General features: G+C 66.5%; 11 protein-coding genes. 6 read left to right on the top strand and 5 right to left on the bottom strand.

The features are described 5' to 3' along the window. Positions 1-46 precede the first annotated feature (46 nt). Both ACQR1F_RS17045 and ACQR1F_RS17040 read left to right on the top strand, forming a co-directional pair. A complete protein-coding gene (locus tag ACQR1F_RS17045; protein WP_315753304.1) occupies positions 47-1,075 on the top strand; it encodes a peptidoglycan -binding protein in 1,029 nt (342 codons plus the stop codon). Further along, on the top strand, positions 1,072-1,521 hold the full coding sequence (locus ACQR1F_RS17040; RefSeq protein WP_434913496.1) for a GNAT family N-acetyltransferase: 450 nt from the start codon (positions 1,072-1,074) through the stop codon (positions 1,519-1,521). The genes ACQR1F_RS17045 and ACQR1F_RS17040 overlap by 4 nt, the downstream gene beginning before the upstream one ends. 203 nt (positions 1,522-1,724) lie before the next feature. Here ACQR1F_RS17040 and ACQR1F_RS17035 read toward each other — a convergent pair whose 3' ends face one another. Beyond that, complete coding sequence (locus ACQR1F_RS17035) at positions 1,725-1,925, bottom strand: hypothetical protein (RefSeq protein WP_006614616.1); 201 nt, start codon at positions 1,923-1,925, stop codon at positions 1,725-1,727. A gap of 143 nt (positions 1,926-2,068) precedes the next feature. Further along, positions 2,069-3,925 carry an ABC transporter ATP-binding protein/permease gene (locus ACQR1F_RS17030; protein WP_434913495.1) on the bottom strand — a complete coding sequence of 619 codons (1,857 nt, stop codon included), beginning with the start codon at positions 3,923-3,925 and terminating at the stop codon, positions 2,069-2,071. Positions 3,926-4,148: 223 nt separating this feature from the next. Here ACQR1F_RS17030 and rpmE point away from each other — a divergent pair, with 223 nt between their 5' ends. Further along, positions 4,149-4,376 (top strand): 50S ribosomal protein L31, encoded by a 228-nt coding sequence (gene rpmE, locus ACQR1F_RS17025; RefSeq protein ID WP_012046762.1) that lies wholly within the window; start codon positions 4,149-4,151, stop codon positions 4,374-4,376. A gap of 158 nt (positions 4,377-4,534) precedes the next feature. On the opposite strand, the gene ACQR1F_RS17020 is transcribed toward rpmE, so the two are convergent. Together ACQR1F_RS17020 and ACQR1F_RS17015 are read right to left on the bottom strand one after the other, a co-directional pair. Continuing rightward, positions 4,535-5,047: a DUF1465 family protein gene (locus ACQR1F_RS17020; protein WP_315713893.1), complete on the bottom strand. Its 513-nt coding sequence runs from the start codon at positions 5,045-5,047 to the stop codon at positions 4,535-4,537. A 615-nt stretch (positions 5,048-5,662) separates the two neighbouring features. Next, entirely contained in the window at positions 5,663-5,854 is a 192-nt protein-coding gene (locus ACQR1F_RS17015; protein WP_315713892.1) for a DUF1192 domain-containing protein, read from the bottom strand. Between the two features lie 86 nt (positions 5,855-5,940). Here ACQR1F_RS17015 and ACQR1F_RS17010 point away from each other — a divergent pair, with 86 nt between their 5' ends. After that, positions 5,941-6,939 (top strand): NAD(P)H-quinone oxidoreductase, encoded by a 999-nt coding sequence (locus ACQR1F_RS17010; RefSeq protein WP_434913494.1) that lies wholly within the window; start codon positions 5,941-5,943, stop codon positions 6,937-6,939. Between the two features lie 169 nt (positions 6,940-7,108). Further along, positions 7,109-9,988 (top strand): EAL domain-containing protein, encoded by a 2,880-nt coding sequence (locus ACQR1F_RS17005; protein WP_315804765.1) that lies wholly within the window; start codon positions 7,109-7,111, stop codon positions 9,986-9,988. A gap of 164 nt (positions 9,989-10,152) precedes the next feature. Here ACQR1F_RS17005 and ACQR1F_RS17000 read toward each other — a convergent pair whose 3' ends face one another. Then, positions 10,153-10,632 (bottom strand): MarR family winged helix-turn-helix transcriptional regulator, encoded by a 480-nt coding sequence (locus ACQR1F_RS17000; RefSeq protein WP_316216496.1) that lies wholly within the window; start codon positions 10,630-10,632, stop codon positions 10,153-10,155. A 300-nt stretch (positions 10,633-10,932) separates the two neighbouring features. Between ACQR1F_RS17000 and ACQR1F_RS16995 the strand changes: the two genes are divergently transcribed. After that, on the top strand, positions 10,933-12,789 hold the full coding sequence (locus tag ACQR1F_RS16995) for a feruloyl-CoA synthase (protein ID WP_434890335.1): 1,857 nt from the start codon (positions 10,933-10,935) through the stop codon (positions 12,787-12,789). The last annotated feature ends 131 nt before the right edge of the window (positions 12,790-12,920 follow it).

The following is a 12,920-nucleotide window of genomic DNA, read 5'->3' as shown; positions in this document are numbered from 1 at the left end:
GTCGGCCGGCCCAGGCCGAACTACTAGACGAGCTAGGAGACGCTGAATGGCGCTTGCCCGTACCCGCCGCGGAGATTCCGGCCTCAACTACTGGCCGGGCTTCGTTGACGCGCTGTCGACGCTGGTGCTGTCGATCGTGTTCCTGCTGACCGTGTTCCTGGTGGTGCAGTTCTTCCTGTCGCAGGAGGTCACCGGCAAGGACAAGGCGCTGGAGCAGCTCAACGCCAAGATCGCGCAGCTCAACGAGATGCTGTCCCTGGAGAAGCTCGGCAAGCTCTCGCTGGACGACCAGGTTGCGCAACTGCGCGCCGGGCTTGCAAGCGCCGAAGCGGAGCGCGACCGCGTCAAGGGCCTCTATGACGGGCTCGCCAATGCCGGCAGCAATGCCGCCGGCCGCGCCAACGAGCTCAACCGGGCGCTCGACTCCGAGAAGCAGGTCACGGCGCGGGCGCTGGCCCAGATCGAGGTGCTCAACCAGCAGATCAGCGCACTGCGCCGCCAGCTCGCCGCGCTCGAGGATGCGCTCGATGCCTCGGAGAAGCGCGACAAGGAATCGCAGAGCCGCATCGCCGATCTCGGCTCGCGCCTCAACGTCGCGCTGGCACAGCGGGTGCAGGAGCTGACCCGGTACCGCTCGGAGTTCTTCGGCCGGCTGCGCGCCATCCTCGGCAACCGTCCCGACATCCGCGTCGTCGGCGACCGCTTCGTGTTCCAGTCCGAGGTGTTCTTCGACACGGGGCAAGCCACCCTGCTGCCCGAGGGCCAGCAGGAGCTGAACTCGGTGGCGACGGCGCTGGTCGATCTCGACAAGCAGATCCCCGCTGAGATCTCCTGGGTGCTGCGGGTCGACGGCCACACCGACGTTCGTCCGATCAACAGCCCGGTGTTCAAGTCGAACTGGGAGTTGTCCTCGGCGCGCGCCATCTCGGTGGTGCAGTATCTGATCTCGCTCGGCGTCCCCGCGCAGCGCCTGGTCGCGGCGGGCTTCGCCGAATTCCAGCCGCTGGATCCTGCGAACACCGAGGAAGCGTTCCGCCGCAACCGCCGCATCGAGCTGAAGCTGACGGAGCGGTGACGTCGAGCTCCACCCTGCGCCCCTATCGCGCCGAGGACGAGGACGCGGCGATCGCGCTGTGGCAGGAGACGTGGCAGCTCGCCTATCCCGCCATCGATTTTGCCGCGCGCGTACCGTGGTGGCGCGAGCGCTGGCGCAATGAGCTGGTGCCGAACGCCGAGGTGATCGTCGCCGAGACGGAGGGGACGCTCGCGGGGTTCGTGACGATCGATGCTGCAGGCTATCTCGATCAGCTCGTGGTCTCGCCCCAACATTGGGGCTCGCCGCTCGCCACGCAGCTGGTCGATGCCGCCAAGCAGAAATCTCCTGGAGGCATCACGCTGCTGGTCAACAAGGACAACGCTCGCGCGATCAGCTTCTACAAGCGCAACGGCTTCGTCGATGCCGGCGAGGACGTCAACCCGACCTCGGGCCGTCCCGTGCTGCGGATGGCGTGGACGCCTTAGTCGCTGCGACAGCCCGCATCGCCGCCACGCCCAGCGCTGTCATCCCGGACAACCTTAGCTCAGCGAGGCAGATCCGAGACCATGCGCCGCAGCAGACGTGCTGCGAAGGAAGCGGCCACGGGCATTTGCCCGTCAAATATCGGGCTGTGGTTATAGGCCCCTGCTTTCGCAGGGGCGACACCGAGTGTCGGGGCGGGCTTCAACTACACGCCGCGGAACAGCACGCCGATGGTCAGCACGACGAAGGCAATTGCCAGCGCATCGAAGGCGTGCGCGGCCGACAGCAGCGGCACCGAGGCGTGCATGTAGTGCGCGAGCATCGCGACCAATGCGAGCACCAGCGCGATCGCGAAGATGACGAACGAGGGCGGGGTGAGGGCAAAACTGCCACGACGATAAGGCATGCGCGTTGCTCCTGAGCGGTTGGGCGCGCATCAGGACGGCGCGCCATCTGTTCCGGCAGGGAACGTATAAAGCGGGAGAAAGGTTGCAGGGTCGGGAACAAGAATTCCGAGAGTGTTGCCGCCCATCCACGGTGTGGCCGAAACTACACGCCCTCGAACTGCAACCGCGCCAGCCGCGCATAGAGGCCGTTGGCCGCAACCAGCGACGTGTGCGTGCCCTGCTCGACGATGCGGCCGCGGTCCATGACCAGGATGCGGTCGCAGGACAGCACCGTCGCGAGGCGATGCGCGATCACCAGGGTGGTGCGGTCCTTCATCAGCCCCTCGAGCGCGGTCTGCACCAGCGTCTCGCTCTCGGCGTCGAGCGCCGATGTCGCCTCGTCCAGCAGCAGCAGCGGCGCATCGCGCAGGATGGCGCGCGCGATGGCGATGCGCTGGCGCTGGCCGCCCGAGAGCGTGACGCCGCGCTCGCCGAGCGAGGTGTCGAAGCCATCCGGCAGGCGGCGGATGAATTCGCTGGCATGAGCGAGATCGGCTGCGCGCTCGACCTCGGCGTCGGTCGCCTCGGGCCGGCCGAAGCGGATGTTCTCGCGCGCGCTTGTCGCGAACACGACGGATTCCTGCGGCACCAGCGCGATGCGCTCGCGCATCCTGCGCGGGTCGGCCGCGCGCACCGGCACGCCGTCGAACGAGATCGAGCCGGAGGCGGGATCGTAGAAGCGCAGCAGAAGATGGAACAGCGTGCTCTTGCCGGCGCCGGACGGGCCGACGATCGCGACCTTCTCACCGGCGCGGATCGCGAACGAGACGTCATCGAGGACGCGGACGTCGGGGCGGCTCGGATAGGCGAAGCTGACGTGGTCGAAGCCGAGGTCGCCACGCGCCGGCTCCGGCATCGGGCGCGGCTGCGCGGGCGCCGTGATCTCCGGCTGCACATGCAACAGCTCGAACAGCCGCTCGGCCGCGCCGGACGCCGCCGACACTTCGCCCCAGACCTCCGAGAGCTGGCCGAGACCGGCGGCGGCAAAGGCCGCGTAGAGCACGAACTGACCGAGCCGGCCGGCGCTGATCGCGCCGGTCAACACGTCGTGCGAGCCGACCCAGAGGATCGCGACCACGCTGGAGAACACGATGAAGATGATGATCGCGGTGAGCACGCCGCGCGCCTGGGTCGAGACCCGCGCCGCCTCGTAGGCCTGCTCGACCTCGCCGCCGAAACGCGCCGCAGCGAGCTTCTCGCTGGTATAGGCCTGCACGGTCCTGATCGAACCGATCAGCTCGGACGCATAGGCCGAGGCGTCGGCGAGCGTGTCCTGGGCGTTGCGCGACAGCCGCCGGACCCAGCGCCCGAACGCCACCAGCGGCAGCACGATCAGCGGGATCGCCAGCAGCACGAAGCCGGACAGCTTCGGGCTCGTGATCACCATCATCGCGGTGGCGCCGATGAACAGCAGCAGATTGCGCAGCGCGATGGACACGGAGGCGCCCGCCGCCGATTTGATCTGGGTGGTGTCGGCGGTGAGCCGCGACACCAGCTCGCCGGAGCGGGCGGAATCGAAGAAGGACGGCGACAGCGACATCAGATGCGCGAACACGTCGCGCCGGAGATCGGCGACGATGCGCTCGCCGATCGTCATGACGAGGTAGTAGCGGGCCGCGCTTGCCAGCGCGAGCACCGCCACGACGGCGATCATGACGCTGAAATAGCTGTTGATCAGCTCGATGCCCTTCGGCGTGAAGCCGAAATCGATCATGCGGCGGACCGCGATCGGCACCAGCAGCGTGGTCAGGGCCGCCACCGTCAGCGCGATCAGCGCCAGGAGGGCGCGGCCGCGATAGCGCAGGACATAGGGAGACAGCGCCAGCAGCGGGCGCAGCTTCGAGCGCCGCACAGGGCTTGCCGGCTCGGCCAATGCCTCGACGGCCGCAACGGCATCTCCGACCGGATCCTGCCCTGGGGCAGCGCCCTGCCGTTCGTCAAGCCGTTCCACTGCGCTCATGGGCCACCTGAGAATTCTTCCAAATACCGATCTGCCGTCCTGATAGGCCTGCCGGGCCGGGCTTGGCAAATCCGGAAACGTACCAAGGTGTTCAACCGCGACCTTGGCTTGTTTTGGGCAGAACCTTGGGCTATAGAGCCCGCCAATTGTCCCCCTTCAGTGACGACAGGATCAGGCGCGGCCGCGCCGCATCATGTCTTCGCATCGTGCCGCAGGATCAGCCATGAAAGCCGACATTCACCCGAATTATCATACGATTACGGTCGTGATGACCGATGGCACCGAGTACCAGACCCGCTCGACCTGGGGCAAAGAGGGCGACAAGCTCAACCTCGACATCGACCCCAAGTCGCACCCGGCCTGGACCGGCGGCACCCAGCAGATCATGGATCGCGGCGGCCGCGTCTCGCGCTTCCAGAAGAAGTTCCAGGGCTTCCTCAAGAAGGATTGATCCTTCCTGGGCCCTCGGCACCGGCCATCCTGGCCTGCGCCCATGGACAGCTCACAGCAAAACGCCCCCGGACACGGGGGCGTTTTTGTTTCTGGGCTGGACGCAACGAGACCTCCGGGTGAGGCGAGCGGCCCGGCAGGGCCGCCCGATGCCGCGGCCTACTGCTCGAACGCAGCCTTCAGCCGATTGAGATGCGGGACCAGCGGATTGCCGATCGCGCTCTGGTCCGGCGGCGGGGAATGAATGGTCGAGTCGAGCCGGCGGACCCGCACCTGAAGGCTCATCGAGCGCGAGATCAGACTCTGCAGCTGCTGCGGCAGCTTCTCCAGCAGATCATCCGGCCCGGGATCTGCGGCGGTCAGCTTGACCTTGGTCTTCTCGCGGTTGGCCTGGCTCAGGGTCATCTCGCCCTCCTTCACCGCACGGTGCAGGAGCAGCCAGGACGCCAGCTGCATCAGGCGGGTGGTGAGGCGCATGCTCTCGGTGGCGTAGGTCAGGCTGACGGCGCGGTCGAGCGCCTTGGCCTCGTTGCGGCCGTCGCCATCGAGATAGGCGGCGGTCTCCTCGACCAGATCCATGCCTTCCCGGAACAGCGCGCCGAATGCAGCAGAATTGGTGAGCCGCTCGTTGAACTGAACCAGAGCGCCATCGCCCAGCAAACGGTCCGACATGGTTAACGCCTCTTAAACGCGACTGTTTACGCAACCCGGCAACGTCGCCGGTATGATGAACAAATCATTGCGCGGCCGGTTTCGAGAGTCCAGCAGCAACGCCTTTTATGGTTTCCACGGCGTGGGCCATGCCGTGCCCTCGTACCATTTGCGACTGCAACACGGCCGTTTCAGGCCGAGTCGCACGATCAGCTCAACTAGCAACCATGATCACGGCAATAGTTTGCAGTGGTCGAACCAGGATCGTCACGCCTGCCGCGGCGCACAGGATTTTCGCGCGTGACGTGCCGGCGACCGAAGACCGGCACGGGCGCAATGAGCAGGTACGACGATCGTTCCACGATCGCCCGCCTGCGGATGGACGAGCGCGCCACGGGCGACCGCCCGGTTCGCCCGGCTCGGTGAGCGCGCAAAAAAAAGAGCCGCCGTTTCCGGCGGCTTTGAAGTTGATAACAGGGAGGCGTCAAACAGAGTGGACAGGAGCCACTCGGTGTCCAAACGAGGACGGTTCCGGTTGTAAACGCGAAAGCTTAATCAACCGTAAATGGCGAAAATTTTTCAATCTTCGTTAGCCATGTCGGCCACTGGCCGACCGTGTTTCCACGGCCGCGAGGCTCACGACTTGAAGATGCTGGCGGCGGCATCACGCGAGGCGCGCTTTTTCGCCACCGCCTGCTCGATGCGCTCGATCTCGGCGCGGAGCAGCGCCACCCGGCTGGTCAGCTCCTCGACCGACAGCATCGACAGATCCTGCCCGATCTCGTGCGAAACGGCCTTGCGCGGCCGGTCGTCGTCCTCGTTGGCCATCTCACCCTCCTCCCGGTTGCCAGCCATGCCCCGGCTGGCTTAAGCACGCGGCAGCATCGCTTTCAGCCCTCGCCGAAGGATTTCTCATGGAACAGCTGCCCGCGCAAATGACCGTGGTCGCCATCAGCCAGCCGGGCGGACCCGAGGTGCTCAAGCCGGAAACCCGGCCCCTCCCCAAGCCGGGCCCCGGCGAGATCCTGATCAAGGTGAAGGCCGCCGGCGTTAACCGTCCCGACGTTGCCCAGCGCTCCGGCAGCTACCCGCCGCCGCCCGGCGCCAGTGACCTGCCCGGGCTGGAAGTGGCCGGGGAGGTCGTGGCGCTCGGCGAGGGCGCGGTCCGGCACAAGCTCGGCGACACCGTGATGTCCCTGGTCGCCGGCGGCGGCTATGCGCAATATTGCATCGCACAAGACGCGCAGGCGATGGCGGTCCCCTCCTCACTCTCCATTCTGGAGGCCGGCGCCCTGCCCGAGACCCTGATGACGGTCTGGCACAACGTGTTCGAGCGCGGCGGTCTGAAGGCGGGTGAGACCCTGCTGATCCATGGCGGCTCTTCGGGCATCGGCACCATGGCGATCCAGCTCGCCACGGCATTCGGCGCCAAGGTGCTGGTCACCGTCGGCTCGCAGGACAAGGCCGACGCCTGCGTCAAGCTCGGCGCCATCAGAGCCATCAACTACAAGACGGAGGACTTCGTCGCCGTGGTCAAGGAGGCGACTGGCGGCAAGGGTGCCGACGTCATCCTGGACATGGTCGGCGGCGACTACATCGAGCGCAACTACGACGCCGCGGCGATCGATGGCCGTATCGTCCAGATCGCCTTCCTCGCCAGCCCCAAGGCGTCAGTCAATTTCGTCAAGCTGATGGTGAAGCGCCTGACCCATACCGGATCCACGCTGCGCCCGCGCAGCAACGCCGACAAGGCGGCGATGGTGGCGGCGATCGAGGCCAACGTGATGCCGTTCCTGCGCGAGGGCCGCATCAAGCCGCTGATGGACTCGACCTTTCCCCTCGTGGACGCCGCGAAAGCGCATGCACGCATGGAGACCAGCCAACATATTGGCAAAATTGTGTTGGAAATCTAGGCGCAGTCTAAACAGAGCGTGTTTGGAAACTCTTTGATTCTCCTCGCTTTCGTGCCAATGATCGCGCACATCTGAACCGTGCCTGGAACGGCTCCAATTAGCCCGGCGACGACCTCTTTCGATTTGGCTTGTTTCGCTTTGGATTGGTGTCGAACGCGGAGATTTGACATTGCGTCTGATCAGGTGCCTCGCGTCGTTGGCGGCGCTGGGCCTCGTGATGTGTGGTGCCGCTGCCCCCGCTCAGGCCGTTGACGCCGTCAGCGTTCGCAGCGACGCGCCTGCGATCGACCTCACGGGCATCCTCGATCATCAGCGCAGCGAGAACGACCGCATCCAGGTCTCGACCGCGCCCGGCACCGACGGCATCGTCCGCCGCATCGAGGTGCGGGCCCGCGAGGGCGGCCAGAACTGGATCGTGTTCGCGCTGGCCAACAACACCGACGACCAGCTCGACCGCCTGATCGTGGCACCGCACTACCGCGTGGTCGGCTCCGGCGTGTTGTGGCCCGATCTCGGCCTGTCGCGCATCGCCACCATCACGCCCTCGGTCGGCGACCTGCCGGAGCGGCAGGAGAGCCCGACCGCCGACGTCTTCCGCGTCACCCTCGATCCCGGCTCGGTCGTCACCTTCGTGGCCGAGCTGCGCACCGACAAGCTGCCGCAGCTCTATCTGTGGGAGCCCGAGGCCTACAAGGACAAGGTCAACTCGTTCACGCTGTACCAGGGCATCGTGATCGGCATCTCCGGACTTCTCGCCCTCGTTCTCACGATCCTGTTCGTGGTCAAGGGCAGCATCATGTTTCCGGCGGCCGCGGCGCTGGCCTGGGCGGTGCTGGTCTATATCGGCGTCGATTTCGGCTTCTGGGGCAAGGTCCTGGACATGTCGAACAATGCCGAGCGCGTCTGGCGCGCGGCCGGCGAGGCGATCCTCGCCGCGACCCTGCTGGTGTTCCTGTTCGCCTATCTCAACCTGTCGCGATGGCACGTTCGCTACTCGCACATCACGCTGGGCTGGCTGTTCTTCTTAGGATCCCTGGTCGCAGTGGCGCTGTTCGACCCGGCGGTGGCCTCGGGCATCGCGCGGATGTCGCTGCTGCTGATCGCCGTGCTCGGCTTTGCGCTGATCGTCTATCTCTCCAGCCACGGCTTCGACCGCGCGGTGCTGCTGATCCCGACCTGGTTCCTGCTCACGGTGTGGGTCGCCGCCGCCGGCATGACGGTCGCGGGCCAGGTCACCAACGACATCGTCGGTCCGGCTTTGCTCGGCGGCCTCGTGCTGATCGTGATGCTGATCGGCTTCACGGTGATGCAGCACGCCTTCGCCGGCGGCGGCGCCACCACCGGCATCGTCTCCGACGTCGAACGCCGCGCGCTGGCGCTGGCCGGCTCCGGCGATTTGATCTGGGACTGGGACGTCTCCGCCGACAAGGTGTTCACCAGCCCGGAGACCGAGAGCCTGCTCGGCCTCAAGCGCGGCACGCTCGAAGGCCCCGCGGCCAAATGGCTCGAGGTGCTGCATCCGCTCGACCAGGACCGCTTCCGCGCCGCGCTCGACAGCGTGCTCGACCAGCGCCGCGGCCGCCTGGTGCAGGACTTCCGATTGCGCACCCCCGACGGCCATTTCATGTGGTTCGCGCTGAAGGCGCGGCCCGTGGTCGGCTCGGACGGCGAGGTCTCGCGCGTCGTCGGCACGCTGACCGACGTCACGGAGTTCAAGAATGCCGAGGAGCGCCTGCTCCACGACAGCGTGCACGACAACCTGACCGGCCTGCCCAACCGCAAGCTGTTCATCGATCGTCTTGCCGCCGTCGCCAATTTCGCCAAGTCGATGCCGGCCATGCGGCCGACCCTGATGGTGATCGATCTCGACCGCTTCAAGCAGGTCAACGACTCCGTCGGCATCGCGGTCGGCGATTCCATCCTGCTGACCCTGGCGCGGCGGCTGTCGCGCATCCTCAAGCCCCAGGACACGCTGGCGCGGCTGGCCGGCGATCAGTTCGGCCTGATCCTCTTGTCGGAGCAGGACCCCGCCCGCATCACCGCGTTCGCCGAGACCATCCGCAAGACCATCCGCGCGCCGATCGCCTTCAACGAGCGCGAGATCTTCCTGACCGCCTCGATCGGGCTCGCGCTGTCCGACCCGCAGACGCAGCTCTCGGAGGACATCATCAAGGACGCCGAGCTTGCGATGTATCATTCCAAGCGCATCGGCGGCGACCGCATCGACGTCTACAAGCCGGCGATGCGCGCGCGCAAGAACGACCGCCTGACCCTGGAGAGCGAGCTGCGCCGCTCGATCGAGCGCCAGGAGATCACGATCCTGTACCAGCCGATCGTGCGGCTGGAGGATCGCTCGGTCGCCGGCTTCGAGGCGCTCGCGCGCTGGGATCACCCCAAGCTCGGCCGGATGTCGCCGATCGAGTTCATCACCATCGCCGAGGAGATCGGCCTGATCGTCGATCTCGGCACCTTCGTGCTCGACCAGACCGCGCGGCAGCTCTCGGTGTGGCAGCGCGCAACGCGGCTGCGCGAGCCGATCTTCGCCAGCGTCAACGTCTCCTCGCGCCAGCTGCTCCGCCACGACCTGATCCACGACATCCGCTCGGTGCTGGCGCGCTCGTCGGTGGCACGCGGCTCGCTCAAGATCGAGCTGACGGAATCGCTCGTGATGGAAAACCCCGAGCACGCCGCGCAGATGCTGGCGCGCATCCGCGAGCTCGGCGTCGGCCTGTCGATCGACGATTTCGGCACCGGCCATTCGTCGCTGGCCTATCTGCAGCGCTTCCCGTTCGATACCTTGAAGATCGATCAGTCGTTCGTGCGCACCACGGCGCGCGGCACCCGTCCCGTGATCCTCAAATCGATCATCGCGCTGGCGCACGACCTCGGCATGGACGTGGTGGCCGAAGGCGCGGAGACCGACTCCGATGCCGTCGAGCTCTACCAGCTCGGCTGCGAATACGCCCAGGGCTACGCCTTCGGCGAGCCGATGGATGCCGATGCCGCGATGCGGCTGCTGACCGAAGAGCGGCTGGAAGCGGCGAGCTGAGGGCCGCAATGCATCCATGATGGCAACAGCCTCAGGATGCATCTTTCCTTTTGCCTCGTTTGAGGTAGAGTTACCACGGTACCGCGTAAAGGGTGCCGTGTGAGTGATGACCAATGCGTGCTTGCGGGGCAGAAGACTCGCGACATGGCCCGTTCGCGACGAGCCTAGTCCGTCTCGAACTGCGACAGCGCGGTGAGCGCGCGGCGATAATTGTCGGCACCGAGCCGGCGTGCCACCCGCTTCTCGTGCGCGGCGACGAGTGCATTGGCCTTCTTCAGGATCAGGCGGCCACGCGGCGTCAGGCCGAGCGCATGGGCCCTGCGGTCGTGCGCGGAGCGTTCGCGCACGATCAGGCCGGCCTGCTGCAGGTCGTCGAGCAGCGCGACCATGCGCGCGCGCTCGATGCCCAGCGCGCCGGCGATCGCGATCTGCGCGGCGCCGGGATTGGCGGCGATCGTCTCCAGGATCGAATAGAGGATGACGTCGAGGTCGATCGTTGCGAGCGCGGCGTTGACGTCGCGGAAGATCCAGTGCTGCAGGCGGCGGACGAAATAGCCGAGATGGTTCTCGAGCTCACCGAGACCGATCCCGGACTCCCGGCTGGTTGCGTCTCGCTGCGCTCCGGCGCTCGCGCTCTTGGGCATGCTGGCTCGCTGACATGAAGCATCCCTGCCTAGACCGATGCCGTCGCCAGGGCAAGCCGCCCCAATTGGTCACATCCACAATAATTGCAAAGTACAACCATTCTGTTAGTCTTGCGCTCAACGACTACACCATGGGAGGGAAACGCATGCCGTCAAAGACGACGACGGCTGCCTGCATTGCGACCGCAATGCGGCGGCAGATGGCACCCGATCGCGGCGCCTGCCGCGCGGCATCCTCCCTCCCCGCCTCCTCCCGCATTGCGGCTTCCGCGATCACGTCCCGCAGCCCGGAGACACGCCATGGCTGATGCAGAACGCCGCGCCTCCGAGCCTGCGATGTTCGCCGAGCCGTCGATCGAGGCTGTCAGGCGCGACGACGGCACGATCATCCTGCGCTCGCGCATGCCGCTGCAGCCGGCCGCGCGCTGCACCGGCGAATGGCTGGAGCATTGGGGCCGCCATTTCCCGGATCGCACGTTCCTGGCCGAACGCCGTGGCGACAACTGGACCTGGCTCACCTATGGCGAAACATTGATGCAGGTCCGCGCCGCCGCGGCCTGGATGCTCGCCCAGGGCCTGGGTCCCGAGCGTCCGCTCGCGATCCTCTCCGACAACAGCATCGCCCATGCCGTGCTGGCGCTCGCCGCGCAACATGTCGGTGTCCCCGTCTGCGCGATCTCGCCGGCCTATTCGCTGATGTCGACGGATCACGAGAAGCTGCGTGCGATGATCCGTCTGCTCGATCCAGGCGCCATCTTCGTCGCGCAGCGCGAGCCATTCGCGCGCGCGCTCGCGGCCGTCGATGGCCTGCACCGGGCAACGATCATTGCCGGCGATGGCGATGGAACGAGCGCGGTGCCGCTGCAGACCCTGCTCGCGACGAAGCCAGGCGCCGAGGTCGACCGCGCCTTCGCCGCGGTCACGCCGGACACGGTGGCCAAGCTGCTGTTCACCTCGGGCTCGACCGGGCAGCCGAAAGCGGTGATCAACACGCACCGGATGCTGACCATGAGCCAGCAGGCCAAGGCGCAGCTATGGACGTTCCTGCGCGAGGTCGAGGGCGGCCCCGTCATCGTCGACTGGCTGCCATGGAGTCACACCTTCGGCGCCAACCACAATTTCAACCTGGTGCTGAGCCACGGCGGGTCGATCTACATCGACAGCGGCAAGCCGGCGCCCGGCCTGTTCGAGACGTCGCTCGCCAATCTGCGCAGCCTGGTGCCGACGATCTATTTCAACGTGCCGCGCGGCTTCGACATGCTGGTCGCGGCACTCAGGTCCGATGACGATCTGCGCCGCAGATTTTTCTCCGGCGTGAGGTGCATCCTCTACGCGGCCGCGGCCCTGCCGCAAAATCTGTGGGATGCGCTCAATGAGATGAGCCGGGCCACGATCGGCCGTCCTGCACCGCTGGTGTCGGCGTGGGGCGCCACCGAGACATCGCCGCTCGCGACCGACTGCCACTTCTTCGCCGAGCGCGCCGGCAACATCGGCGTGCCCATCCCCGGCACCGAGCTCAAGCTGGTGCCGACCGGCGAGAAGCTCGAAGTCCGCGTGCGCGGGCCGAACGTGATGCCGGGCTATTGGAAGGCGCCCGAGCTCACGGCCGCGGCTTTTGACGAGGAGGGCTTCTACAAGATCGGCGACGCCGTGAAGCTCGCCGATCCCGAACATCCGGAGCGCGGCCTGTTCTTCGACGGCCGCATCACCGAGGATTTCAAGCTGAGCTCCGGGACATGGGTGAACGTCGGCGCGCTACGCGTCGCCGGCATCGCGGCGCTGGCACCATTGGCGCAGGATATCGTGATCGCCGGCCACGGCACCGACGAGGTGCACTTTCTCATCGTGCCCAACATCGCGGCCTGCCGCGGCGCCGCGGGGCTGGCCGAGACGGTCCCGGCCAGCGACGTTCTGGCGCATCCGTCGGTGCGCACCGCCATCGCGCGAGGATTGGCCAGGCTTCGCACTGAGGCGGTCGGCTCGTCGCGCTATGCGAGCCGTGCGCTGTTGATGGCGGAGCCGCCCTTGCTCGATGCCGGCGAGATCACCGACAAGGGCTATATCAACCAGCGCGCGGTGCTCAGCCGCCGCGCCGATCTGGTCGCACGACTGAAGGATGAAACCGCGACCGAGCTGATCAGGCCCGACATGTCCTGATCCGGAACTACACGACTACTCGACTCACTCACAAAATGCCGCACGTATAATTACGGAAACGCCTCGCGAGTACGGCAATTAGCTACCAGTCACACTTAACCGGGCATCAACTGCGAATCCTTAAAATGGCT

It is taken from the genome of Bradyrhizobium sp. HKCCYLS3013 (genome assembly GCF_051167615.1).
GTDB lineage: Bacteria > Pseudomonadota > Alphaproteobacteria > Rhizobiales > Xanthobacteraceae > Bradyrhizobium.
Note: the sequence above shows the minus strand (reverse complement) of the source record. Positions and strands in the feature narration are given on the sequence as shown.

What these genes read in the sequence shown, in the direction of transcription:
- ACQR1F_RS16995 (WP_434890335.1), top strand. Translation starts at nt 10,933, where the DNA reads ATGGCTGATGCAGAACGCCGCGCCTCCGAGCCTGCGATGTTCGCCGAG.
- ACQR1F_RS17030 (WP_434913495.1), bottom strand. Translation starts at nt 3,925, where the DNA reads ATGAGCGCAGTGGAACGGCTTGACGAACGGCAGGGCGCTGCCCCAGGG.
- ACQR1F_RS17015 (WP_315713892.1), bottom strand. Translation starts at nt 5,854, where the DNA reads ATGGCCAACGAGGACGACGACCGGCCGCGCAAGGCCGTTTCGCACGAG.
- rpmE (WP_012046762.1), top strand. Translation starts at nt 4,149, where the DNA reads ATGAAAGCCGACATTCACCCGAATTATCATACGATTACGGTCGTGATG.
- ACQR1F_RS17035 (WP_006614616.1), bottom strand. Translation starts at nt 1,925, where the DNA reads ATGCCTTATCGTCGTGGCAGTTTTGCCCTCACCCCGCCCTCGTTCGTC.
- ACQR1F_RS17020 (WP_315713893.1), bottom strand. Translation starts at nt 5,047, where the DNA reads ATGTCGGACCGTTTGCTGGGCGATGGCGCTCTGGTTCAGTTCAACGAG.
- ACQR1F_RS17000 (WP_316216496.1), bottom strand. Translation starts at nt 10,632, where the DNA reads ATGCCCAAGAGCGCGAGCGCCGGAGCGCAGCGAGACGCAACCAGCCGG.
- ACQR1F_RS17045 (WP_315753304.1), top strand. Translation starts at nt 47, where the DNA reads ATGGCGCTTGCCCGTACCCGCCGCGGAGATTCCGGCCTCAACTACTGG.
- ACQR1F_RS17010 (WP_434913494.1), top strand. Translation starts at nt 5,941, where the DNA reads ATGGAACAGCTGCCCGCGCAAATGACCGTGGTCGCCATCAGCCAGCCG.